The organism is Natronosalvus halobius (genome assembly GCF_024138145.1).
Taxonomy (GTDB): Archaea; Halobacteriota; Halobacteria; order Halobacteriales; family Natrialbaceae; genus Natronosalvus; species Natronosalvus halobius.
In genome coordinates this window covers 851,768-876,121 of the sequence record NZ_CP099997.1, presented here as the reverse complement: position 1 = coordinate 876,121, position 24,354 = coordinate 851,768, and the positions used below count along the sequence as shown (strand labels likewise).

At 61.8% G+C, this 24,354-nt stretch carries 20 protein-coding genes, 2 tRNA genes and 1 pseudogene; 9 read left to right on the top strand and 14 right to left on the bottom strand.

The annotated features are described in order from the left end of the window. Nucleotides 1–120 precede the first annotated feature (120 nt). A complete protein-coding gene (locus NGM15_RS04140) occupies nt 121–1,293 on the top strand; it encodes a sensor histidine kinase (protein ID WP_425494466.1) in 1,173 nt (390 codons plus the stop codon). Between the two features lie 171 nt (nt 1,294–1,464). On the opposite strand, the gene NGM15_RS04135 is transcribed toward NGM15_RS04140, so the two are convergent. Together NGM15_RS04135 and NGM15_RS04130 are read right to left on the bottom strand one after the other, a co-directional pair. Beyond that, nucleotides 1,465–2,007 carry a type III secretion system chaperone family protein gene (locus NGM15_RS04135; RefSeq protein ID WP_253435621.1) on the bottom strand — a complete coding sequence of 181 codons (543 nt, stop codon included), beginning with the start codon at nt 2,005–2,007 and terminating at the stop codon, nt 1,465–1,467. A gap of 416 nt (nt 2,008–2,423) precedes the next feature. Beyond that, nucleotides 2,424–2,576: transfer RNA gene (locus tag NGM15_RS04130), tRNA-Met, on the bottom strand. Between the two features lie 107 nt (nt 2,577–2,683). On the opposite strand from NGM15_RS04130, the gene NGM15_RS04125 reads away from it, so the two are divergent. Continuing rightward, nucleotides 2,684–3,781 (top strand): DUF7115 domain-containing protein, encoded by a 1,098-nt coding sequence (locus NGM15_RS04125; RefSeq protein ID WP_253435618.1) that lies wholly within the window; start codon nt 2,684–2,686, stop codon nt 3,779–3,781. A gap of 124 nt (nt 3,782–3,905) precedes the next feature. Here the strand turns inward: NGM15_RS04125 and NGM15_RS04120 are convergent, their stop codons facing one another. Continuing rightward, nucleotides 3,906–4,265 (bottom strand): DUF5830 family protein, encoded by a 360-nt coding sequence (locus NGM15_RS04120; protein ID WP_253435616.1) that lies wholly within the window; start codon nt 4,263–4,265, stop codon nt 3,906–3,908. Between the two features lie 188 nt (nt 4,266–4,453). Between NGM15_RS04120 and NGM15_RS04115 the strand changes: the two genes are divergently transcribed. After that, nucleotides 4,454–5,170, top strand: coding sequence for a TVP38/TMEM64 family protein (locus tag NGM15_RS04115; RefSeq protein WP_253435614.1), 717 nt, complete (start codon nt 4,454–4,456; stop codon nt 5,168–5,170). A 101-nt stretch (nt 5,171–5,271) separates the two neighbouring features. Here NGM15_RS04115 and NGM15_RS04110 read toward each other — a convergent pair whose 3' ends face one another. Further along, nucleotides 5,272–5,799, bottom strand: coding sequence for a response regulator transcription factor (locus NGM15_RS04110; protein WP_253435612.1), 528 nt, complete (start codon nt 5,797–5,799; stop codon nt 5,272–5,274). A gap of 155 nt (nt 5,800–5,954) precedes the next feature. Further along, nucleotides 5,955–6,071 carry an HVO_2523 family zinc finger protein gene (locus tag NGM15_RS18780; protein ID WP_305882003.1) on the bottom strand — a complete coding sequence of 39 codons (117 nt, stop codon included), beginning with the start codon at nt 6,069–6,071 and terminating at the stop codon, nt 5,955–5,957. A gap of 172 nt (nt 6,072–6,243) precedes the next feature. Here NGM15_RS18780 and NGM15_RS04105 point away from each other — a divergent pair, with 172 nt between their 5' ends. Further along, on the top strand, nt 6,244–6,564 hold the full coding sequence (locus NGM15_RS04105; RefSeq protein ID WP_253435611.1) for an antibiotic biosynthesis monooxygenase family protein: 321 nt from the start codon (nt 6,244–6,246) through the stop codon (nt 6,562–6,564). A gap of 266 nt (nt 6,565–6,830) precedes the next feature. Here the strand turns inward: NGM15_RS04105 and NGM15_RS04100 are convergent, their stop codons facing one another. Then, nucleotides 6,831–9,974: an adenosylcobalamin-dependent ribonucleoside-diphosphate reductase gene (locus NGM15_RS04100; protein WP_253435609.1), complete on the bottom strand. Its 3,144-nt coding sequence runs from the start codon at nt 9,972–9,974 to the stop codon at nt 6,831–6,833. Nucleotides 9,975–10,487: 513 nt separating this feature from the next. Here NGM15_RS04100 and NGM15_RS04095 point away from each other — a divergent pair. After that, nucleotides 10,488–10,667 carry a DUF8029 family protein gene (locus tag NGM15_RS04095; protein ID WP_253435607.1) on the top strand — a complete coding sequence of 60 codons (180 nt, stop codon included), beginning with the start codon at nt 10,488–10,490 and terminating at the stop codon, nt 10,665–10,667. On the opposite strand, the gene trpG is transcribed toward NGM15_RS04095, so the two are convergent. Genes trpG through trpD form a run of 4 tightly spaced genes read right to left on the bottom strand, consistent with a single transcriptional unit; the run spans nt 10,643 to nt 14,876 of the window. Beyond that, complete coding sequence (gene trpG, locus NGM15_RS04090; RefSeq protein ID WP_253435605.1) at nt 10,643–11,317, bottom strand: anthranilate synthase component II; 675 nt, start codon at nt 11,315–11,317, stop codon at nt 10,643–10,645. The two genes, NGM15_RS04095 and trpG, sit on opposite strands and share 25 nt — an antisense overlap. Further along, on the bottom strand, nt 11,314–13,143 hold the full coding sequence (gene trpE, locus NGM15_RS04085) for an anthranilate synthase component I (RefSeq protein WP_253435604.1): 1,830 nt from the start codon (nt 13,141–13,143) through the stop codon (nt 11,314–11,316). Before trpE ends, trpG begins: the two co-directional genes overlap by 4 nt. Before the next feature lie 52 nt (nt 13,144–13,195). Next, nucleotides 13,196–13,864: a phosphoribosylanthranilate isomerase gene (locus NGM15_RS04080; RefSeq protein WP_253435601.1), complete on the bottom strand. Its 669-nt coding sequence runs from the start codon at nt 13,862–13,864 to the stop codon at nt 13,196–13,198. Between the two features lies 1 nt (nt 13,865). Further along, nucleotides 13,866–14,876, bottom strand: coding sequence for an anthranilate phosphoribosyltransferase (gene trpD, locus NGM15_RS04075; RefSeq protein ID WP_253435598.1), 1,011 nt, complete (start codon nt 14,874–14,876; stop codon nt 13,866–13,868). Nucleotides 14,877–15,043: 167 nt separating this feature from the next. Here trpD and NGM15_RS04070 point away from each other — a divergent pair. Together NGM15_RS04070 and NGM15_RS04065 are read left to right on the top strand one after the other, a co-directional pair. Beyond that, a tRNA-Val gene (locus NGM15_RS04070) sits at nt 15,044–15,118 on the top strand. Between the two features lie 487 nt (nt 15,119–15,605). Further along, entirely contained in the window at nt 15,606–16,952 is a 1,347-nt protein-coding gene (locus tag NGM15_RS04065; protein WP_253438236.1) for a ribonuclease J, read from the top strand. A gap of 118 nt (nt 16,953–17,070) precedes the next feature. Here the strand turns inward: NGM15_RS04065 and NGM15_RS04060 are convergent, their stop codons facing one another. Next, the gene (locus NGM15_RS04060; RefSeq protein ID WP_253435596.1) at nt 17,071–17,265 is read right to left on the bottom strand and encodes a DUF5786 family protein; all 195 of its coding nucleotides are present in this window, start codon (nt 17,263–17,265) and stop codon (nt 17,071–17,073) included. Nucleotides 17,266–17,570: 305 nt separating this feature from the next. On the opposite strand from NGM15_RS04060, the pseudogene NGM15_RS18885 reads away from it, so the two are divergent. Then, nucleotides 17,571–18,065, top strand: a pseudogene (locus NGM15_RS18885) (DUF7504 family protein); the annotation flags it as partial. A 102-nt stretch (nt 18,066–18,167) separates the two neighbouring features. Here the strand turns inward: NGM15_RS18885 and NGM15_RS04050 are convergent. Further along, nucleotides 18,168–19,523: an MFS transporter gene (locus tag NGM15_RS04050; RefSeq protein ID WP_253435591.1), complete on the bottom strand. Its 1,356-nt coding sequence runs from the start codon at nt 19,521–19,523 to the stop codon at nt 18,168–18,170. A 169-nt stretch (nt 19,524–19,692) separates the two neighbouring features. Here NGM15_RS04050 and NGM15_RS04045 point away from each other — a divergent pair, with 169 nt between their 5' ends. After that, nucleotides 19,693–19,884, top strand: coding sequence for an amphi-Trp domain-containing protein (locus NGM15_RS04045; RefSeq protein ID WP_253435588.1), 192 nt, complete (start codon nt 19,693–19,695; stop codon nt 19,882–19,884). A gap of 117 nt (nt 19,885–20,001) precedes the next feature. On the opposite strand, the gene NGM15_RS04040 is transcribed toward NGM15_RS04045, so the two are convergent. After that, complete coding sequence (locus NGM15_RS04040) at nt 20,002–21,912, bottom strand: beta-CASP ribonuclease aCPSF1 (RefSeq protein WP_253435586.1); 1,911 nt, start codon at nt 21,910–21,912, stop codon at nt 20,002–20,004. Between the two features lie 406 nt (nt 21,913–22,318). Further along, nucleotides 22,319–24,331 carry a SpoVR family protein gene (locus NGM15_RS04035; protein ID WP_253435583.1) on the bottom strand — a complete coding sequence of 671 codons (2,013 nt, stop codon included), beginning with the start codon at nt 24,329–24,331 and terminating at the stop codon, nt 22,319–22,321. Nucleotides 24,332–24,354 lie beyond the last annotated feature (23 nt).

Sequence of the window (24,354 nt, the reverse complement as noted above, 5' to 3'; positions counted from 1 at the left end):
ATCTCGTTCGGAGATAGGTTACTCCGTTTTACCACCTCCACGTCGGGCGTTCACGACGGACTACTCGAACGACCGACATACATCGTTAACTGATACCGTGTTCAACCCCAGCGCATTACGATGACGACTTCGTCTCGTCTGTCGGTAGGAGTAATCGGCCGATATGCGGTGATGGGACTCGGTTTACTGTACGTCCTGGTCGGCACCACGTACTTCGTCACCGTGGTGTCGGAGGGAACGTCGCTCGGGTCCGCATTCGTCGTCTTCTCGTTTATCGCCGGGTCGGGCCTCGTCGTCTTCGTCGGCGGGTATCGTCTCCCGACGTCGGCCGTCGACCACCGATTCTACTCGTCCGTCGCTCGCTGGTCGCTTCTCGGAATCGGCGGGATGCTCGTTATTCTGGGAGTCTATCACGCACAACCGGACATGGGCCTCGAGGATCCTCGTCGGTCGCTCGCCGTCCTCACCGCGCTGAGTTGCGTCGCCGGATTCGGCGTCGGAACCTACGCCGCCCGGGCCAAAACGAACGCCCTCGAACTCGAGCGACGGAATCGGGCGCTCGAACGCGTCCAGGACAAACTCGAGGAGACGAACGAACAGCTCGAGCGATCGAACGAGCGACTCGAACAGTTCGCGTCCATCGCCTCCCACGACCTCCAGGAGCCGCTTCGAATGGTCACCAGTTATCTCCAGTTGATCGAGAGTCGCTACGCCGACGAACTCGACGAGGACGGCGAGGAATTCATCGAGTACGCCGTAGATGGCGCGGAGCGAATGCGAGCGATGATCGACGGCCTCCTCGAGTACTCGCGCGTCGAGACACAACGGGAACCGTTCGAACTGGTCGACTTGAACGACGTCTTCGCTGACGTCCGCAAAAACCTCGAGCTCAAGCTTCGGGAGCGGGACGCCGATCTCGAGGTGGACGACCTTCCTCGCATCGAGGGTGACCCGAGCCAGCTTCGTCAGCTCTTCCAGAACCTCGTCTCGAACGCGATCGAGTACAGCGGCGACGAACCGCCGGTCGTCGACGTGACGGCCAAACGGGACGGCGATCACTGGATCGTCTCGGTTCGTGATGAAGGGATCGGAATCGATCCGGACGAGACGGAACGCATCTTCGACATTTTCCAGCGGCTTCACAGCGAAGACGAGGTATCGGGAACCGGTATCGGCCTCGCGCTCTGTAAGCGAATCGCGGAACGCCACGACGGCGATATCCAGGTCGATTCCGAGCCTGGCGAAGGCTCGACATTTTCGGTCGCTCTCCCGGCGGCGCACGGCGAGACGTGATTTTCGGGCGACAGAGCCACCGCCGAGCCGGTAGCTCCGCTGCAAGTGAACGACGTAATTCCGTACGTAACAGTTATTTTTACAACCAACATCTCAGGAATATACAATCAAGAGCGTCGTGAGTACGAAAGAGGCTCATCGACCCATACATTTTTGGCAAAACGAAGGGAATCAGTCCGCGTCCGTTTCGTCGGTGGACGGAGTATCCGATTCTGAGGTACTCTCGTTAGTTGATTCATCGGATTCCGCTGATGACCCGGGGTGTGTCGCTGCCAGTACGTTCTGGACGTAGCGCATTCCGGTGGCAATTCCCATCACGCTGTCCATCAACGATTGTTGAGTCGCCTCCCCAGGATAGATCCGGTGCTCTAACTGGAGCACCTCGGCGTTCCGAAGGTCACAGGCGCGGTCCTCTTCGTCGAGGAACGTGTAGAACCCGGGCGTCGCAGCAAGCACTGGCCCGATCTGGGTCAGTAGCTCCGTACGCGACTCCTCCTCCCGGATGAGTCGCTTTGCCCGTTCGGTGTCGAACGCGCTACGCCCGACGACCCGAATCGGACCCCGCTTCTCCTCCTGGATGAGGTGTATCGGCAGGCGCGAGAGGGTCACCTGCAGGTTGAACTCCGTTTCCTCCTGAGAGTGAGGCGTAACGTCCTGGATGGCGTTCTCGTCGAGCCACCACCTAACCTGCTCAACGCTCACGTGGGTCGTCATGACTCGACTCCGGCTTCGAGCCAAAAAAGGACTGACCTGGCAGGAGCCGACTTTTCGACTTCGAGAACGTACGGACTTACCGATACTCGGGTTCCTCGGAAGATCGCATTCGATGACGGTTGTAGTTGCGGGTTTCCTACTGCTTCGAGAATACCCGCTCGCAACGATCGAGGTTCCCACCGGGGCCTGTGGCCCGTCCACCTTCGAGTGCGAGGTATTCGGCGAGGTAGCTGTCGGACTCTGGAACGGTGAAGTCGGTGTCCTTCCACGATTAAATGGTGCGCGGAGAGTCGTCGCAGTACGCCTTACAGAGCGACAGTAACAGGGAAAGTCGGATCAGGCTAATCACCCCGTGCACCAAGTGAGGGGACGCTCAGCTCGAGGTCGTTAATAGTGGCTCCGTAGAAGTGGTAATATGCCCGGGGAGGGCTCCGAACCCTCGATCTCCGCATGTCCCAGGTTCGAGGCTCGGCAGAGTCCTCGAGGGACACGGAGGCTTCCAAGGCGAAACCGCACCGAATCTCTGAACCCTATGAGTGCGGCGCTATGTCCAGCTAAGCCACCCGGGCTTGCTGCAGTAGCGGGTTGTTCGCTGTGTTTCTTTAACCTTCCCATTCGCCGACGGCGTGTAATCCCTACCCACGGATTTATCACCAGCCCATACGAACCACGGTGCATGACCGTTCCCGGTATCGTCCAGTCGACGCTCGAGGGCGAGGAAATCGCTGCTCGAGTGCCACTCGGTGGTGACGACGAACTGTTCATCACACCCTCCAGGACCATCATCTATCGCGCCGAAGGACTGCTGAGCGACGAATCCGTCGACACGTTCTCGCACGACGCCGACCGCCTCTCGCTCTCGGAAGGCCGCCGAAAGACCCGATTTACGCTCGAGTACGCCCTCGACGGCGAACGTGAGTTCACGATTCCGGGCAATCGAACCGACGAGGCCCTCCACCCCGTCCTCGCCGGCGTCCTCACCGGCAACGACATCACCGACTCGGGCGAGTCCGTCCTCAAGACGTTCCGGTTCAGCGAACTCACCCTGATCATCACGAGCGACCGGCTCGTCAAGCACATCGGCGAGGCCGTCTGGGACAGCGACTTCGAACAGTACCACTACGCCGACGTGACGAACCTGTCCTTCGAGGACGGTAGCGTCGCCACACAGGTCGTCCTCGGGGTGGACGGTCGCCAGCAGCGGATCAAAGCGCCGAACGACCAGGCCGACGAGGTCGCCGAACGCCTCAAGCGCGCGCTCTGTTCGTTCCACGACGTCGAGACGCTCGAGGAACTCAACGCGCTCCTTGCGGCAGACGATGACGACGCGGACGAACCGACGAGCGAGTCAGCGTCGGGCGTCGACTTCGGCATCGGCGTCGACCCGCTGGATGCGAACCCGCGGGAACCAGACGACCTCGGCGAGGAGGCGGCCGCGAGCCAGGAACCGACCGAGACCGACCCCTCCAACGACCCACTCGGCTCCTCGAGTGCCTTCGATTTGGGGTCAAACACGGACGAGGTGCCCGGGCAGACGGCCCAGCAGCAGGCTGCTGACGGCGATCTGCACGACGAATCCAGCGTGACCAATCGATCTTCGGCCTCGGCCGGCGCAGTCCGGGACACGTCGACGGCCGACCCGTCCTTGGCCGACCCGGAACTGCTCGAGCGGATCGAGTCGCTCGAGTCGGCCGTCGAGGCCCAGACCGAGTTGCTCGAGGCCCAACAGGCGACTATCGAGCAGTTGATCGAGGAGCTTCGGCAGGGTCGATAACTGCTGCTGGCAAAGCTATCGGAACTATAGCAACTACCGAAGCTATAGTAGCTACCGACTGTATGGCAACTACCGAACGGAAAGTTATGGCGTTACGGCGGCGTTTCTGACGTAATCATCGCCCTCACTCCCGCCCCGTGACCTTCCTGATACACGACGAGCCGAACGGACCGAGCTCGCCGGCCTCGAGTTTGATAAAGTGACCCGTCGAGAGCCCAGCGCCACAGCGTCGACAGGAGAACTCGCCCTCCTTGGTGATGACCTGTTCTTCGAACCGGACGTACTGACGGCTCTTTACGCGAACGATGCCGTCGTCTCGGTCGATGATGCCGCGCAACTCCGCCTCGTCCAGGATCGTTCGCGTCACCGCGGGATCCGTAGTGATCGTCTCGATTCGGTCGACGACCGCTGGGAGCGGGAGCGACTCGTGCTCGAGTCGCTCCAGGAGAGCGAGTCCGAGGTCGACGCGGTCGTCTTCGGCCATCGTGCTCGCTCTCGAGTGATCCGTGGACGGTGATAAACGTTGTGTCGACGCCGGCCCTATCGCCTGGATTGGTGCTCTCATTACCGAAGAACACGGAAATTGGAAGGAAGGGAACCGCTGCTATCACTTCGGGAGAACGTCACGAGACAGAAAGGTTTCAACCCCGGCGTTCGAACCTCCGGCAATCGATGGCGTCGCCGATCACCACTCGAGCCCTCCTCGGGACGGGACTCGTGGGTTTCGTCCTCCTCGCGAGCCTGCTCGTCTCGCCGTCGGCCACAGTCGGCGTGCTCGAATCAGTCGCCGGCGATCCGTACCGGTTCGGACTCGCGGTCGCCGTCCTGTACACTGCCCGGCCCCTCTTCGCGTGGCCGACGACGCCGCTCGCCGTCCTGGTCGGCTACGGCTACGGCGCGGTTCTCGGCCTTCCTGTCGCCCTGCTCGGCGTCTCGCTGACCGTAATTCCGACCTTCCTCGTGGTTCGCTGGCTCGTCGGGGGAAGCGATCGGGCGGCCGGCGATGTACGCCCGCTCGCGGGCGTCCTCGGGCGAAGTCGTGACGCGGTCGACCGGTACTACGACGCCGTCGGCCCCGTTCGCGGCGTCGTGGCGTCGCGACTCGCGCCGATTCCCTCGGACGTCGCGACGGCCGCGGCGGCCGTCAGCGGCGTCCGTCTTCGACACCTCGTCGTCGGGACGGCACTCGGCGAACTGCCGTGGACGGTCGCAGCTGTTTTCGTCGGTGCCTCAGCGGCCACGCTCACGAGCGACGTCCTGGTCGACGGGGTCGGTCAGCACGGGTTCGTCCTCGCCGGGTCGGCAGCGGTCGTCGCCGTTGCACTGTTCGCACCGTCGATCTATAGCCATCTCCGGACCGGGTCGACCGTGAGGACGTCGTTCGAGTGAACGAAGACGCGTCTCCGTTCACGTCACCTGTGTCACTCACGATATTCGTGCTACACGCCTCTGGAGGATCCTTGCGCTCTCGCCCTCAGCGAACCCCTGCGCTATTCCCCTTCGGCGAACTCCTCTCCCATCGAGTCACCGAGTTCCTGCAAATCAGCCTCGAGCCGACGATAGCGGTCGGTTCCCTCCAGGTCGTCGATCGAGAGGGTATCGTCGAGCGCTTCCTTCTTGTTCGAGAGGGCCGTCACCTCGCGGCGGCCGTGTTGACCGTATCGCGACTTCGCGCGGAGATTTTCGATCAGGCGCGTCAACGTCGTTCGCGAGACTGGCTTCGTCACGTAGTCGTCGACATCGAGGTCGATGATGTCGAGTCCGGGGTCGACGGCGGTAACCATGATGACCCAGCAGTCGTGGCCTCGACGGCGGAGTTCGTCCAGGACCTCGTCGCCGGTGAGGTCGGGCATGTGTCGGTCGAGCAGCACGACGTCGACCTCGTCGCTCAACTGCTCGAGTGCACCGCGACCCGTGTAGGCGGTGCGAACGGCGTAACTGTCGCGCATCCAGCTCGTGTAGAGGTCGACCAGTTCGCGCTCGTCGTCGACGACGAGAATGGTCGGTTTGGTTGCCATGCGACGGGAATCGTCAGAAAGTGGGGCACTCGAGGGGGTAGTCGTTTCGGTCAACTCAGTCGGTGAGTCGTCCGTCGACGAAGCGTTCCGAAAGTCGTTTAGTCGTCCGTCGGCGTGGAGCTATCGAAGTCGCTGAATCGTCTGCCGACGTAGCGCTATCGAAACGGGTCGGAACAATCGTAGACGACGCCGTGTTGTGGACAAACGTACTTGCAGTGGCGTTTGTAGAGGTGGGCCCCGCAACTGGGACACGCGGGTCCAGCGTCGGTCATTGGATCGTTTTCGGAGTCGGGCGTGCTAAGTGTTCCGTAGGAGGCTCTGTTGAAGGTGTTTCTCGTCCCTTGCTGCATGGACGGCGCATACGTGTCACGGGTGCCTCTCCGGCGCATCTCGTGTTCGCGAAAGCGAATCTTTTTGACTACGAACACATGGGCACAGGTATCGATGTACCTGGTTACGTTTCGCCTGGATCCGGGGGAGTACGATGCGGAGTTCCACGAGTTGAACGACTCGATCCAGGCCGTTGCCGAAGAGACGGACGGTTATCGCGGTAAACGAACGTGGAACGACCCAGCAAGTGGCGAGGTGCTCGTCGTCTACTACTGGGAGTCACTCGACGCGCTCGAGGCGTTTGGCGCGGATGCAGACCACAAACGAGCGAAACAGCGGTGGAGCGAGTGGTACGACGCGTACGAAGTCACCATCACGGAAGTCATCGAAACGTATGGAAGCGGATTCGGTGACTCCACTGACCCACCCGAGTAGTGTATCCACTGTACTGACCGCACAAGGTCGCGAATATCATTTACTAGCATTTCAACAGATCCCCGCAGGGTGGTCACGTCGTCGGGTTCAGGCCTGATTCGGACGTTCGCCGCTCATCTCGAGAACCTCTCGACGGGCGCGGTAGGAGTCAGAAACGATTCGATTTCGGTGTGGCCGCTGGCTCGAGAGCTACTCCTCCAGTGAAGTCGAACCCTCCGTTGAAACTCTGGAAAGCTAAAATCCGAATCGGTGTCGACGCTACTCGATCAGCACTCGCTCCAGCCGCAGGACTCGCAGGTTTTACAGCCCTCCGAGAAGTACAGCGAGAGCGATCCACAGGAGGGACACTCGGGCGACTCGCCGGCGTCGATGAGGTCCTGCGTGGCGTCCCGTTCGTCCGCAGTCGCCGCCCCACCGTCGGTCTCGTGGTCGTCCGCGTCGACGACCTCAACGTCGGTCTCGAGGCCGGCGTCTGCGTCAGTGTCAATCTCGGCGTCCGCTGACTCCTCGAGCGTCTGCTGTTTGGGGTACGGCTTGTCGATTTCGTCGTCGAGATACCGGCGCATCGCGGTGCCGATGGCGTCCGGGATCGACTGAATCTGTTCGCCCTTGTCCCAGGCGACTTTCGGACTCCGGGTCCCACAGAGTTCGTCGATGACCTCCTCGGGATCGACGCCCGAGCGCAGTGAGGTGGAGATGACCTTCGCAAGCGCCTCAGTGAAGGAGTTCGTGAAACCGCCGGAGTGGCCGATGTTCGCGAAGAGTTCGAACGGCTGGCCGGTCTCGGGGTCCTCGTTGATCGTCACGTACACCTTGCCATAGCCGGTGTCGATCCGCTGACTCACGCCCTGGAGAGAATCGGGGCGTTCGCGCTTCTCGGCGAAGTCGACCGTGACGGGTTCGTCCTGGTTCCCGATGGTCGCGCCGTCGGCCTCGAGTACCTCCCGGACGTCCTCGTGCTCCAGGAACTGCTCGAGGCTGCCGAAGATGTCGTCGATCTGTTCGAGCAACGCTTCGGCCGCTTCCTGCTCGTCGGCGAACTCCGTGTTGTCAGCTCGCGTCGTCAATACCTGCTTCGTCCGGGTGCCGTCGCGGTAGTAGGTGACGCCCTTGCCACCGTTCTCGTAGACCCACTCGAAGACGTCCTTGGCGTCCTCGAGCGTGGAGTCGTTGGGCGCGTTGACCGTCTTCGAAATCGCGGAGTCGACGCCTTCCTGGCAGGCACACTGGACCGCGGCGTGGTCTTTGGCTGAGAGATCGGCGGTGATGACGAACAGTTCGCCGATGGCGTCCGGGACCGTCTCGAGTCCCTCGACGCCGTCGAACTGATTCGTGGCCATCTGCTCCTGGGCCTCGCGTTTCACAGCCGCAACGTCGATGTCGTTGGCCTCGAGCGTCCGCAGGAAGTAGTCGTCGAACTCGACGAGCATCTCGTCGCCCTGAACGTCGTCGGTGACGTTCTTGTAGTAGGCGACGTTGTAGATGGGTTCACAGCCGCCGGTCGTGTTGCCGACCATCGAGGTCGTTCCGGTTGGCGCGATGGTCGTCACGTTGTGGTTCCGGATGGGGTACCCGTCGGCCCAGTCGTCGGCGGACTCGCCGGTCTGGCCCTCGAACCACTCGCGGTATTCGGTGGGGTTCGCGTACTTCGAGTCGTCCCAGTCGTTGAAAGAACCGCGTTCGGTCGCGAGTTCGTGACTGGTCGCCTTCGCGCCGTGGTTGATGTGAGTCATCAGCTGGCGGGCGACCTCGTTACCCTCGTCGCTGCCGTACTTGATGCCGAGCTGGATGTACAGTTGGGCGAGGCCCATGATGCCCAGCCCGATCTTGCGCATGTTCCGGACGGTCTCCTCGATCTCCTCGACCGGGAAGTCCGACATGGTGACGACGTTTTCGAGGAAACGAGTCCCGTACCCGATGCGTTCGTCGAACGCCTCCCAGTCGATGGCATCCTCGAGGAACGCGGCGACAGCGTCTTCGTGGGAGTCGTACTCGTCGGCGTGTTCGGCCGACCAGACGCGCCAGTCGGGGGCGTCGAAGTCCGCCAGCGTCGAGAGGTTGATGTGACCAAGATTGCAGGCCTCGAACTCCTCGAGCGGCTGTTCACCGCAGGGATTCGTCGCCAGAATCCGGTGGTCCGGATGCTCCTCCACGTCGAAGGAGTGTTCCTTGTTGACTCGCTCGAGGTAGATGACACCCGGTTCGCCGTTCTCGTGGGCACCCTCGACGATACGCTCCCAGACGAGTTCGGCGGGTACCGAGAGCGGTTCCCCGACCTCGACGTATTCGCCGAGGTCGTAGCGGCCGTACATCTCTTTGGTCTCGGCGGTAGCGATGTGTGGCTCTTCGGTTCGCGGGTTGGTGAACGTGTACTCCTCGCCGTCCTGGACCGCCTCCATGAACGCGTCCGTGACCCCCACGGAGATGTTGAAGTTCGAGAGGTGGCCCTCGACGGCGTTGCGCAGGTGTTTCGGTACCTTTCCGTCGTCGTCGATCAGTTCGCGAGCCTCCTCGAGCGCCTCGGCGAACGTCGTGTACGTATAGTCGTCGGGGTCGTTGAGTCGCAGCGTGTGTGCCAGCGAGACGTCTTTGTTCTTCGCGTGGATGAACTCGATGACGTCGGGGTGCGAGACGCGCATGATCCCCATCTGGGCGCCTCGCCGCGTCCCGCCCTGTGCGATTGTTTCACAGAGCTGGTCGTACGTTCGCATGAAGGTGATCGGCCCGGAGGCGATGCCGCCCGTGGAGCCGACGCTGTCTCCGAACGGTCGCAACTTCCAGAAGCCATAGCCGACGCCGCCGCCGGACTGGAAGACCTCGGCGGCCTTCTTGGCCGTCTCGTGGATGTCCGCGAGGTCGTCGTCGGGGCTCATGACGAAACACGCCGAGAGCTGCTGGAGTTCGTCGCCGGCGTTCATCAGTGTCGGCGAGTTCGGCATGAACGAGAGGCTTTCCATCCCCTCGATAAACGTCTCGGCGACGTCTTCGACGTGCTCGCGTACGGGTTCCGGCAGTTCCGGAACGACCGTGTCGTAAGCGAACTTGTTGACGTTCCGTTCGGTCAGCGTCGTCTCGCTGTCGTCGTCCACGGTGGTCCCCTCCCCGAAGACCTCCGCCGCGAGTTCGTCCCGGCGCGGATGACCCGGCTTGAGCTGATCGGGCGTAACCGTGATCTCGAGACCCTGGTTGTTCGCCTCGTACACCGCTTCGGCCAGCGCGATGTTCTTCCCGACGCGTTCGAACAGTTCCTCCTGGGTCTCAGCGAGTTCGCCGTCGGCGTCCTTCCGGAGGTAGCGGGCGGGAAGGATGTTCTGGTAGGCGTTTGCCGTCATCCGATCCTCGAGGGTCTCTCCCTCGGTGCGCTTGATCGGGAGCGTGAGGTCGTCCGCGGTGAGTTCGGACCCGCTCATGCGCGCGCCACCTCGAGCACGCAGGAGTCTCCTGACGCGAGTTTCCCCGAAAATTGAGTGTTCCGTTCCATGAGTAGTGACGACGGTTTGGTGTTCTCCCAACCCTATAAATCTACCTGAGTTGTAAGAACGCAATTTCAGTTGTGCTTATACCAGTCGGTGCTCGCAAATGAAACCGGCGACTGAGACTGCCGCCGTGGCGTCTATGAGGCACTAGGAACCCAACGGTCTTAATGATTTCCAGAGGGGACCGAAAGTGATCGCATTCCTGTTCGGAGAGGCCACGTACGGCGGTTTTTAGTTTTTCGGCTGGTTCGTACGGCGGCATCGTGAACACACGACACGGTGGGGTGCCTGGCCGGTTCGCAGTTTCGGCGGGCCACGTCGACTCGCGGCTTGACCAACCCGATCGGCTCGGTCGGCTCGACTGGCTGTCGCCGACGGAACGTTCACCTGCAAATTACTGTCAAGATGGTCGGAAGTATTAGGTATCTCTAGCGCGCGTAGGTAGTTATGCTCGATCCGATTACAGGTTCACCGGTGCTCATGGTACTCGCGGCACTCGTCGTCCTCTTCGTCGTCGTCGCCGCGGTCAGGTTCGCAATCAAGATGGCGATCCGAATCGGTCTGGTCGCCGCTGTCGTCCTCGCTGGACTCTACACCGTCGGCTATCTCGGCGTCCTTCCGTTCTGAGAACGGACCCCATCGAGAAAGTTCTCGATAACGTCGTGTCCGACAGCAGTGAGAACGCTTTCTGGATGAAACTGCACGCACTCGAGCGCGACGTCCGGGTCGACGTGGCGAACCCCCATCACGAGCGACTCGCCGACGTGGTCCGTCGTCGCCGTCACCTCGAGACAGTCGGGCACGTCCACCGCCACGAGCGAGTGGTACCGGCCGGCCTGAAACCCCTGTTCGAGCCCCGAGAAGACGCCCTGCCCGTCGTGGGAAACGGGTGAGGCCTTCCCGTGGATCGGTTCGGGAGCGCGCTCGACCCTCCCGCCGAAGGCGTAGACGCCGGCCTCGAGACCGAGGCAGACGCCGAGGATTGGAACCGTCGAACACAGTTCCTGGATGACGTCCATCGAGACGCCTACGTCCCGGTCGTTCTCCGGGTGGCCTGGACCAGGACTAATGATGATTGCATCGGCGTCGACCGCACGGACGTCCTCGAGCGAAGCGGTGTTCTTCACGACCGTCGTCTCGGCGTGTTCGCTGACGTACTCGACCAGGTTGTACGTGAACGAATCGAAATTGTCGACGACGAGGACGTGCGGACGGGGCGGTTCGGTTTCGGTCTCGGCGGGTGCGCCGGCGACGCGGTCTTCGCGCAGGGAACTCATCGGCGAACCTCCGCGACGGCGTTTTCGCTTTTCTCGTTGTATTCGCCTTGCACGTCGTGCTCGTCCTCTTCGTCGTGCTCGTCCTCTTCGTCGTACTCGTCCCGCTCACGACGACCCCGGTCGTCGCCTTCGCCGCCACTCTCCGAACCATTTCTCGCGCTCGAGTCCACATCGATCCGCTCGAGGGCGCTCACCACTCCGCTCATCTTCTTCTCGGTCTCGTCGTACTCGGCGGCCGGATCGCTATCGGCGACGAGTCCCGCACCCGCCCGAACCGTGAGTAGCTGGTCGTCGTTCCGTTCCTCGACCGTCGCCGTCCGGATGACGATCGCGACGTCAGCGTCGCCCGTCCAGGAGAAGTAGCCGACGCCGCCGCCGTAGAGCCCGCGCGGTTCGTCCTCGAGGTGGTCGATGATCTCCATGGCCCGAACCTTAGGCGCACCCGAGAGCGTCCCGGCGGGGAACGCCGCGCGGGTCGCGTCGAACGCGTCCAGGTCCTCCTGGAGCGTGCCGGTGACCGTCGACTCGATGTGCTGGACGTGGCTGTACTTGAGGACGTTCATGAACTCGTCGACGCGGACCGATCCCGCCTCGGCGACCCGTCGAACGTCGTTTCGCGCCAGGTCGACCAGCATCGTGTGCTCGGCTCGCTCCTTCCCGTCGGCGAGCATCTCGCCGGCCAGTCGACGATCCTCGACGGGGCTCGAGCCTCGGTCGCAGGTGCCCGCGATGGGGTTCGACATGATCTCACGCCCGCGAACGGAGATGAGCGTTTCCGGACTCGCGCCGACGACGGTGAGGTCGTCGTGCTCGAGCAAATACATATACGGCGAGGGGTTCACGGCCCGCATCGACTCGTAAAATCCCAGCGGATCGACGTCGCCGCGGAGTTCCCGCCGACGGGAGATCACGCCCTGGTAGATGTCCCCGTCGAGGACGTGCTCTTTGGCGCGCCTGACGTGGTCCTCGTAGTCCTCCCGCGAGCCGGCGGTCTCACCCCGGCGACGGAACCCCCCGGTCTCGAGTGCCGTCGCCGACTCCAGCGTCTCCTGGACGCGCGTCGCTTCGGCCTGAAGCTCGTCGTGCACCGCGTCCGGGTCGTCGTCGGCCTCCAGGACCGGCGTGAACACGAGCGAAACGGACCCGTCCCGCTCGTCGAAGGCCAGCGTCTTCGTCGTCAGGACGAACTGGGCGTCCGGAAATCGCGACTCGGGTCGCTCGAGTCCGACCTCCTCGAGCCAGAGGTCGTAGACGGCGTCGTAGGCGAGAAAGCCGACGAGTCCGCCGTCGAAGTGCTGGCGGTCCCGGTCTGGCACGTTCTCGAGACGGACGTCGGGGAGTGCGTCCCGGAGCGCGTCGAGGGTGTCCTCGGTCTCGGTCCTGGCCCCGGATCCGGCCCCGTTTCTATCGATTCCGATCGTCTCGAGCGGCGCCTCAGCCGTGAGCGCCTCGACCTCAACTCCTTCGGGCCCGACGGTCACGACGGCGTCGGGATCGTAGCCCACGTACGAGAAACGAGCGTGTCGCTCCGCCGTGCTCGCGTTCGGCCGGAAGGCTCCGTCCGGGTCGCTCGAGGGCGTCTTCTCGGCGCTCTCGAGCAGGAACGCGTAGGGCGTTCGCTCGTCGTCGCCCTCGCCGGCTTCGGTGCGGTCCGTCGTCGTTCTCCCAGTGAGTGCAGCGTAGGCGGCGAGCGGCGTCGTCTCGACCCCGAGCGTCGCCTGGACGCGCACGATAGCCGGTCGGTCGGATCGGTCGGTGGCGTTCGCGTAATTGCGAAAGGTCTCGCGGTCGATCTCGAGCGTTGCCGTGTTGGCAGATTGCGTCATGGTCGTCGATCTGGAGTCCGTCATCGCTCCCTCGTAACTTGCAAAGGGTTTCTCACGGCTCAACCACTCGCGGACGAGAGTCGCTCGTCGTCGTTCGTCGGCCTCGCTCGACGAACGACCGGACGGCGTCTAAGTCTTTGACGCCGAGGCGCGCTTCGATACCGCTCGAGACGTCGACGGCGTACGGCGAGACGGTCCGAATGGCATCCTCGACGTTGTCGGGCGTCAACCCACCGGCGAGAATCACGGGCGACTCGAGGTCCGCGGTCGCCGCTCGGGTCCGTTCCCAGTCGTGGGTCTCGCCGGTCCCGCCTGCACCCTGCTCGTCCGCCGAGTCCACGACCAGCGCGTCCGCGAGGTCGTCGTACCGCGAGGCGGCTGTCACCCGTTCGGCGTCGACCGCGAGGAACACCTGTGCGTCGACCTTGGCACGGAGGTACGCGAGGTCGCCGGGGCGCATCCCGCCGTGGATCTGGATCGCGTCCGGGTCGATCCGCTCGACGAGTTCGATCGCTCGCTTGGGCCCAGTTGGCATGGTCACCAGGACGGTCGTCACGAACGGCGGCGCGGCAGCGACGAGGTCGGCCGCCCGTTCGGGAGCGACTTCGCGCGGCGTATCGATCGGGACGTCAGAGACGATTCCGATGGCGTCCGCACCGGCGTCGACGGCCGCCTCGAGGTCTGTTTCTCGAGTGAGGCCGCAGATCTTGACACGCGTCACGTCACCGGACCTCCGGGGCGACCCTGCACAGTCGCTCGAGCGTCGCGCTCGCGTCTCCGCTCCGGATCGCCTCGAGCGCGCGGTCCGCACCGACCTCGAGGGTGGGCGCTTCGCCGGCGACGTAGATGGCAGCCCCGGCGTTCGCCAGGATGACGTCGCGTTTGGCCCCGTTGACGTCTCCGCCGACGATTCCTCGCAGGTCGGCGGCGTTTGCCGCGGGCGTTCCCCCCGAGATGTCGTCGATGGCGTGGCGCTCGAGGCCGAGGTCGGCCGGCTCGAGGGTGTACTCCTCGACCGTTTCGCCGTCGACTTCGGCGACTCGCGTCTCGCCGTGGATAGCGATCTCGTCGGTGCCGTCGCCGTGGACGACGAGCGCGCGGTCGACGTCCATTCGCGCGAGTGCCCGGGCGAGGATCGGAACCAGATCGGGGTCGTACACGCCGACGACCTGGGCGTCCGCCCCAGCGGGGTTCGTGAGCGGGCCGAGGACGTTGAAGATCGTCCGAATGCCGAGTTCCTGGCGCGGGCCGATCACGGCCTTCATCGCGGGATGGAAGACCGGCGCGAGCATGAACCCGATGCCGTCTTCCTCGATGGTCCGTTCGACGGCCGGTGGTTCGGCGTCGATGGTAACGCCGACCTCCTGGAGCACGTCGGCGCTGCCGGACGAGGAGGACACCGAGTAGTTGCCGTGTTTGGCGACTGCCACGCCCGCGCCCGCGGCGACGATGGCGCTCGTCGTCGAGACGTTGATCGTGTCGTAGTCGTCGCCACCGGTACCACAGGTATCGACGAGTGGTTCGCGATCGGGGTCGATCGTTCGGGCGGCGTTGCGCATTCCTTCCGCAAAGCCCGCGATTTCGGCTTCCGTTTCGCCTTTCGTTCGCAGAGCCGTTAGCAGCGCGCCGATTTGGGCGTCCGTGGCACCCTCGAAGACCGCGTTGGAGGCGGCTCGAGCGTCGGCTTGCGTCAGGTCGCGACCGTCAGTTACGTGTTCGACGTATGGTTTCATGGGAGACACCAATGTACGAGTCTGTCTTGTAATGTCCAAACAAGTACATAGACTTAAGCGTGTCGGAGCCTCGTCCGTGGTGAGGTCTCGCGCACGGCCACCGATTCGAAACCTTCAATTAGGGTGGCGGGCAACGATTGACTGCAGTACGAAGACGCAAACCGGACGGGTTGGTGGTCTAGTCTGGTTATGACACCTCCTTGACATGGAGGAGGCCGGCAGTTCAAATCTGCCCCAACCCACTTTTCAGCGATACAACTCGACGAGCGTAGCGTGGCGCTACGCGCCACGGAAATGCGAACGATGAAGTCGTGAGCGTAGCGAGTCGCTCGTCGCTGAAAAGGTGTTACGGGGAGATTTGAACCAGACGAGGCACGCACAGCGAAGCGAGCACGTCTCGGCGAGGTTCAAATCTGCCCCAATTCACGTTCTCACGTTATGAGATTAACCAGACGCCGTCGGACTCTTTAGAACCATTCGTTGTCCGTTGAAACTACTTCGACTAGGCGCTAGTGGACCACGTGGGTGTGCTTCTCGAGCACGAACCCTGAAGTATATAGGTTCGAAGAGTCACTATCCATCTAACCGAAAGACGCGCAGTCCCTCACACGGATGCGAGTGAACGCCCAGGCGACAAACACACGTGTTACGGCGATCGACGCACCTCACTGACGCCTGACTCGCTCTATTCCCATTCCCTGTGGCTGGACCGCTATGATCGGCGAATCTATGGAAATCGAAATTGCAACCATCGGCGGCTACGAAGAAGTTGGACGGCAGATGACTGCCGTTCGCGCAGGAAACGACATCGTCATCTTCGACATGGGTCTGAACCTCTCGAAGGTCCTTATTCACGACAACATTCAGACCGAGAGCATGCACAGCCTCGATCTGATCGACATGGGCGCCATCCCGGACGATCGAGTCATGAGCGACCTCGACGGCGACGTCCAGGCGATCGTTCCGACCCACGGCCACCTCGATCACATCGGTGCCATTTCCAAACTTGCGCACCGATACGACGCCCCCGTCGTCGCGACGCCGTTTACGCTCGCACTGGTCGAACAGCAACTCGAAGACGAAGACAAATTCGCCCCGGACAGCGACCTCATCGAGATGGACCCGGGCGAGTCGATGACCATCGGCGACCACGGGTGTGAACTCGAGTTCGTCAACGTCACCCACTCGATCATCGACGCGATCAACCCCGTGCTCCACACGCCCGAGGGCGCCATCGTCTACGGCCTGGACAAGCGCATGGACCACACGCCGGTCATCGGCGACCCCATCGACATGAAGCGCTTTCGCGAGATTGGGCGGGAGGGCGAGGGCGTGCTCTGTTACATCGAGGACTGCACCAACGCCAACAAGAAGGGCCGAACGCCCTCCGAGAACGTCGCCCGCGAGCACCTGCGCGACGTCCTCTACAGCATGGAAGACTACGACGGCGGCATCGTCGCCACCACCTTCTCTTCACACATCGCTCGCGTGAAGAGTCTCGTCGAGTTCGCCAACGACATCGGCCGCCAGCCCGTCCTGCTCGGACGCTCGATGGAGAAGTACTCCGGCACCGCCGAGCGACTCGACTTCATCGACTTCCCGGACAACCTGGGCATGTTTGGCTATCGAAGATCGATCGATCAGTCGTTCGAACGGATCATGAACGATGGCAAGGAGGATTTCTTGCCCGTCGTCACCGGCCACCAGGGCGAACCCCGTGCGATGCTCACCCGGATGGCCCGCGGCGAGACCTCCTACGAACTGGACGACGGCGACAAGGTCGTCTTCTCCGCACGCGTCATCCCCGAACCGACCAACGAGGGCCAGCGCTACCAGGCCGAGAAACTGCTCGGCATGCAGGGCGCCCGTGTGTATTCCGATATTCACGTGTCGGGTCACCTCTGCCAGGAAGGTCACTACACGATGCTCGACGCGCTCCAGCCCCAGCACATCATCCCCGCTCACCAGGACCTCAAAGGCTTCTCCGGGTACATCGACCTCGCCTCGAACCAGGGATATGCACTCGGGCGAGATATACACGCTTCATCGAACGGAGATATTATTCAGATAGTTTGAATTAAAGCGGGACCACCCGGAAGAGTAGATCCCTCCTAAAATATCTGTGGCCAATGTTTGTTGCTGTGCGAATTATAAGTATAGATTCACTAGACGAAGGGACGATTTAACAGCGACCTTACTCGTCGTCCTGGGCTTTCTTTTCCTTGATGTCTTTAAGTTGGCCGAGTAGATCGTCGGTCGAGCTACCGTTTTCGACAGTAACCGTTCCCTTGTGTTCGTGTTCGTGGACACTCACAGCAGCATCTTCATCATCTTCTGTATCCGCGTTTTGATGCTGTTGCTCGGATTCGTCGTAGCTTCCAAAACCCATAGTAACAAGGCGAGAGCCCAGGGGTATAGTTCCAGCGGTTCAACTGTACCGCTATGAAGGGACGTCAAAAATGGACGCAAATACTTACGCATCACTAGAAAACTAGAATTCAGCATCAGTGCGGCCAGGCTATCTTCACCGTCCGTAGCTACCCCATATCGGATCTGATCGATTGGGCCGCACGTTTGCTCGAGACCGTTCCGTGAGACCTCGCCTGAGCGGTATACCAGACGTATCCTGTGAACGATGACTTCGAACCGTAGCCTTCCCCGTTCAGCCTGCCGGGGTGAACGTCTCCTGGAGAGCGCCGAATTATCGTCACGACCGCTGTTTCTGCTGAGCGAACGATCCAACAGCAAACAGCTCTCACGTCACCAGACGCTGGTCGATTCGGGGTCGTCGATGCGACTCCGCAAAATCACCCTTCCTCCCCGTTTCAGAAGTATCCAGTCGTCTCCTTACCGCACTCGGTCGAATTGACTCGGCTCGTACTCGCACTCTGGGAGCTAGAGGCCTCGATGGCGAGTGACAGCCACAAGACCCATTTTGGTATTCGATCACTCACGCCGCTACTCGCAGACGAGGGTCTGGAACGCACCATCAGCGTCCTCGAACACCTTATCGAGGGTCGGACTGACTCGGGGCTCGTCGTCCTCGGTCTCGAGTACACCAAACACGACGAGGCCACGCTCTCTGCATTGAGAGAGATCGTCGATGGAATCGTCTGGATCGAAGAACGAACAGACGGCTCAATTTCGGCGGAGTACCGGCGAGTACACGAACAACTCAGTGGCGTCTAATCGCGCTTTCTCCAGGCTGTCTATACAGTCAACTACAAGAGATCCTCACGACACTCCTGCAAAACTTCTACTGGAGACAACGACGGTTCGAATCGATTTTCCTCACCACTCCAAGAGCGCCCCTCGCCCATGGAAATGCACGAGAATAACGAGAAACGTCGTCACGCCTGTTAGCGCAAACGCACCGCCGACGTAGAAGACCGACGCCATACTCAATTCGACCATCAGCCAGCCACCGAGTAAGGGGGCGATCACGCTTCCTGGACGCCAGACGAGTTCGCGAATGCCGAAACTCGAGGCAACGCCGCCCTCCTCGGTGCCTTCGTCGGCGAACAACGCCATGCTCGCTGGTTCGCGGAAACTATCGGCGATGCCGAGGAGCCCAGACAGGAAGACGAGCGGGAAAAACGCTGGCGACACCTCGCCAATGAGGACGAGCTGATCCCCGATCGAGTCGTACGGCAGCCAGGCAGGGAGCGTGCTCCCGGCGAGTACTGTGGGAATGGACACGACGAGTTCAGCGGGAAACCCGAGCCCTGTACCCAGCCACGGTGAGAGCGGGACGACCAACGCGATGAGGCCGTAGGCCGCTCCACCTGCAAAGACGAACAGTGCCCGTCCGTATCCGTCCGAGAGCCGTCCGGTAAACGGTTGACAGCACATATTGGTGAACTTTTCAGCGACGACCGTCAGTGCGACGGCGAAGCCGCCGTATGCAAGACCGCCTTGAGAAGCGGAAACGCCGGCGAAAATCGGCACCCAGGTTCGAACGAGGGTTACAGAGAACGCGTACTGGAAGCGGAACGTCGAGAGCGTCAAGATGCGGCGATTGAGTGCCAACCCCGAAAACGGAAACCCTTCGATGCGCGTCTCGTCTGGGTTCAGGTACCAGAAGGTTCCGACCCAGGCAACGACCATGATGCAGACGATGACGAGAAAAATCGGACCGAACCCGAACGCGTCGTAGAGCGTCCCTGCGCTGATGCTGCCAAGTATCGACGCCCCAAAGCTCGCCGCGTTTGCTTTCCCGATGTAGTTCGCTCGCGTCCCCACGTCGGCTATCTGGCCAACGAGCGACAGGGTCATCAGGCCAGTGCCGGTGACGGCGATACCCTGGAGCGCGCGGATAGCGATGAAGGAAGCGCTCGAATCGACGATTGGAAACAGTGCGTAGACGCCAATGCCGACACCGAGTACGATGAGCAGGACGAGCCGTTTATCGAAGCGATCACCCGCCCAGGCAAGCGGGACGACGGCGACAGTCTGTGCGAGGGTGAACCCGGTCGTATACAGCCCGATGATGAGGCCGGCGCTAATTGTTATCCCGAGGACGGTCGTGCTCGACGGATCGAGCGAATTGATGTAGTACGGTAGCAGCGTGATCAGCGTGATGAAGCCGAACCCTTCTGCGAAACGTGTGAGATAGAGTACCCAAAATTGGACTCGTTTGTCGTCCACACCCTGATTTTTGACGATCTGAGTAAAGCCATTTCGATTGTCTCGGGGGAGCGGGATCTATCACTACGAGATAGCGGCCCGCGTGTACGCGCCGTAGTCAGCGTGTGGGAAACGGGTGGGAAACGGGTGGGAAACGGGTAGGGGCTATTTCGCGCTGGTCGAAGTGGTATTGACTGATGCCCTCACTGTAGCCGCCGAACAGTTCGAGACTGGCTCCGTCCACCTGGAGAGTGCCACGGAGAAAGAGCGTGTGACGATTCCCGACAGGCCGAGGTTCGAGGTTGAACTCGAGCGACTCACCGATTTTGAAACTGTAGAGCAACGATACGAACTCGAGCACGAGATTCGGTGGACCGAGTAACGTCGTCATCCTCGGTCAATTGCCACGAGTAAGCGTTCGCATGATGACGAACGACTCCCCCTGTCGCGCTCTATTGTCAGAGATCCCCTAGCGACTTTCCTCACTCGAGGACAGGTATCAGGGGAACCGGAACGTCTCCAGATTCTTCGGCTGATAGGTCCTGACGTTGTAGTTCTGGTACAGTGCAGAGGAGAGTTGATCCGTCGCCTGTTCGTCGCCGTGGACGCACAGAATCGTCTCCGGTCGGGGATTCATTTCGCCGACGTACTGCTCGAGTCCGGCTCGGTCGGCGTGACCGGAGAAGCCGCTCACCGATTCGATCCTGAGTTCGAGCGTCAGGCGATTCGCGCGATCGGCCCGTCCAGGAAGGGTAATTTCCACGTTCCCGCCCTGAATTCTGCGCCCGAGCGTCCCCTCGGCCTGATACCCGACGAACATGAGGGTGTTCGCTGGGTCCGGCCCAAGCAGTTCGAGCCAGGACATGATCGGTCCGCCGGTCACCATTCCCGACGTCGAGAGGATTACGCAGGGCTCACCGCTCGCTATCTCTTCACGCATCTCCTGTCCGCCGTCAACTTGCCGGAACTGGTCCGCGACGAACGGGTTCTCGTCTTCGTGTAAAATACGCTGTTGTAGCCCATCTCTGAGATATTCGGGGTAGGCCGTGTGAATTGCCGTCGCCTCTCGAATCATGCCGTCGAGATAGACCGGCATCGTCGGGATGGCCCCCTCCCGCATCGCCTCCTCCAGGACCAACATTAGTTCCTGGGATCGACCGACTGCGAACGCGGGGATGACGACGATCCCGTCCTTTTCGTACGTCTCCCTGATGATCTCGTGGACCTTCGCTTCGCTGTCCTCGGTCTCCGTCTGATAGTCGCCACGACGACCGTACGTCGACTCCATGACCATCGCCTCCGCGCGCGGGAAATCGTTCACGGCACCGTTGAACAGCCGCGTCGGCTCGTAGTGAATGTCACCCGAAAAGAGGATGTTGTAGAACCCGCTTCCGATGTGAAAGTGAGCGGACGCGCTACCCAGAATGTGCCCCGCATTGTGCATCGTCAGTTTGACGTCCGGCGCGATGTCGGTGACGTCGCCGTACTCGACCGGAATCGTGTGCTTGATCGCCTGTCGGACCTGCTCGCTCGAGTACGGCGGCGTTCGGCCTTCCTTCGAGGCCACGGTCAGGTAGTCGAGTTGTAACAGCCCCATCAGGTCCCGCGTCGGTTCCGTCGTGTAAATCGGGCCATCGTACCCGTACTTGAACAAGAGCGGAAGCAATGCGCTGTGGTCGAGGTGAGCGTGGGTCAGCACGACGGCGTCGATACCCGTTAGCGGCATCGCCTCGGGCGCGTGAAGGTAGGGCACTTCTCCCTCGGCCCCGGGTTTGTCACCGCAATCGATGAGTATCCTCGTGTTTGGGGTGTGGAGTACGAAACTCGCGCGACCAACTTCGCGGCAACAACCCAGCGTCGTGATGCGAACCCACTCGATGTCCTTTTCGGGTTCTCCGTGTATTTTCTCGCCGACCTTCGCGAGGAACTCGCGCCGTTCGCCACGCTCCTGGGTCAGGAAGTTCCTGACGTTGTCGACGGTCGAAGACTCCATCGGCGGTGTTCGAACCACTTCCAGGTTCCATCCGATTTCTCGGGTGATCTCACGGAGCGTACTTCCTCGCTGGCCGATAACGAGCCCTGGCTTCTCGGCTTCGACGATCACTTCTCCGATCGACGGGTAGAACTCGAGATCCTGGATTTGAGCCTCGTCAGGAGCAATTTCTCGGATCTTCGCTTCCGCGTCCGACGGGCTCGACTGTGCCCCCGGCGCTGGACGTATCGTCACCCGTTTTCGAAGTGTCCGTGCGAGGTCCCCGATGAGATTGCTGTTTTCAGCGAACTTTCGAGGGGTCTCGGTGTAGATGACGAGGTCTGGGCCCTCGTACTGGACCTCGGTGACGTCCAGATGCGAGGGTACCTGCGTTACAATGCGTTCGTGTAGATCTGAGTGGGTCGTATCGTCGCTCATAGGGGGAGGTCGCTGTCTCGATGCAATTTGACCGGGATCCACTGTTGTAGTCTACGACAGTGGCGTACTCGGTATCGCCGGACCAACTGGCCGAGATCGCCAGGAAGAACCGGTCAATCGAGTACCGAGCGCCCGGTCAACGCTGTCGAGAGACGCGATGAACTGCTACTATTGACTTCGCAACGAGTATTAAAAACCTTCCTACTGTGGCAGTACCGGATTCTTTCGCATTAACGAGCGGTCTCGACCACTCACGGACTGTACCTGGGTGATTGGGATTCGAGCGCCTCTTCGTCCACCCAATTCGTAGCCGAGTTCTCCGTCACGACCCCCTCGACCGAGAGGGCCGCGACCTCGTCGTTCCTGATGGATCACGAGCGCGGTCCGAGCGAAGTTCGAACGGCGTTCAGGCCAGCCACTCCTCGGGCTTCGTGTCGTAATCGACGTCGTCGGCGGTGAGGTGCTCGACGGCGTCCCAGGACACGTCATTCACTGTCACCTCCTCGCCGTCGTACCGAATGCGCTTGCCCACCTCTTTGGCCTCTGGCTCCCGGTTGCGCCGCCTGGCTACCTCCACGTCGTGGTCGTCCACTTCCTTGACGATGGTCAGCAGGTTCACAGGCCGACCCCACAGCTCGAACACGCGCTCGAGCGTCGCCTTCGCCTGCGGGACGTCGAGCATCACACCGTTGTACCGGTGGCCCAGCAGGAGTTCGTTCGCGTTGTCGTAGTTGCCGTCGTAGACGGCGATACTGGGTTTGCCGAAGTTGGTGAACTGCAACAGGAGTTTCTTCTTGACGTCCTCGGCGTCGACGCTCGAGACGTGGAACTGGCCGGTCGCCCGGGAGTGTTCGTAGGTGAAGTAGTCGTTCGCGGTGATGAACTCCTGGGTCAGGAAGGCGTCGAGGAAGGTGACGTCGTTGTGGCTCTCTCGGACGTCCAGCATTCGATCCCAGCCGACGCTGCAGTCGACGTCCGCGAGCGCCTCCTCGATCGACCCGTAACGGGCGTCGTCGAACAGGTAGCGCCCGATCGACTCGAGGTCGTTCTGGCTGACACGAGCCAGGAACCCGCGATTCTGGGGTTTCACGAGCGAGTAGTGGCGCCGAGCGAGCCCCTCGTGGGTCAGTACCTTCCACGGGTAGCGATCGACGTCGATATCGCCGTCGCGGGCGGCCTCGAGGGCCTCCTGGTCGACCCAGGACTCCGGAACGTCCTGGAGGGCGTCGAGTGAGTCGCCCGTTATCGAGGCGATGGCGGACGGCGGTTCGAGCGCCTCGAGCACGTCCTCGAAGTCGACGACGTCGCTGAGGTTGCGCCAGGAGATGCCCTCCACGCGGAGCAGGCGTTCGAGCACCTCCCGTCGATTCGTCGTGTTCTCGACGTACTCCCACAGAGCCATGCCCAGGCTGTAGGGGTTGAGACCCGGCGAGGCGAGTACCTTCGCCATGTGGTCGGCGTAGTTGAGGAACTCGTCGTCGCCGGCGAAGCCCTCGTCGGTCATCATCGTCGACTCCCAGTAGGCTGCCCAGCCCTCGTTCATGATCTTCGTCATCTTCTGGGCGGCGAAGTAGTACGCCTCGGTGCGCATCATGTCGAGGACGTCGCGCTGCCAGGGCTCCATCTCGCGGGCTTTCCCCGACTCCGCATCGTACTGCTTGCCGTACTCTCGGACGAACGCGAGCACGTCGGACTGCGGTTCGCTCGGGAACTCGGCGCCCGCATCCGAATCTTCGAGTCCCGCCAGCCACTCGTCGTCGAAGACCTCGCCTCTCACCTCCTCGGAGAGCCCCAACTGGTCGAGCTTTTCGGCGAGGTCGTCGTCGAGGCTCTCCTCGGGGCCGTCCATCTCGAGGCGACGCTCGAAGACGGCGTGCTGGTCGATCGTGTCCTCCAGGACGAGCGCGTTGTCGATCCACTTCTCGACCTCGGCGCGGTCGATCTCGGGGTCGGCCATGTAATCGGCGATGGCCCGGGCGTGACGTTCGAGCGTGGCGGCGGCGTTGACGTCACCGTCGCCCGCCTCCCCCGTGAAGAGGCCGAACCACTCGTTTTTCGCGAAGAAATCCGAGTGGGCCTCGACGTGGGTGATGACGGCCTTCTGGTCGGCCGTCGTGTTCGACTCCTGGAGGAAGGCGTGGGCCGGGTTGTCGTTGTTGACGATTTCGAAGGCCTTGCCGCCGCCGTACTGGCCCTGCTTTTGCTGGCGGTCGTACTGCATCCCCCAGCGCCAGTGGGGATAGCGCGATTGGAAGCCCCCGTAGGCGATGAGTTCGTTCATCTCGTCGTAGTCGACGATCCAGTACTTCACCGGGTAGGGCTCGAGGCCGAGTTTCTGGGCGAGGTTGCGCGCCTCGCGAACGGGTTCCTCGAGGTCGGTGGCGATCGCCTGTTTGTGGAATCGATCCGAGTTACTCATGAAATCCACCTCGTGGATTTCGT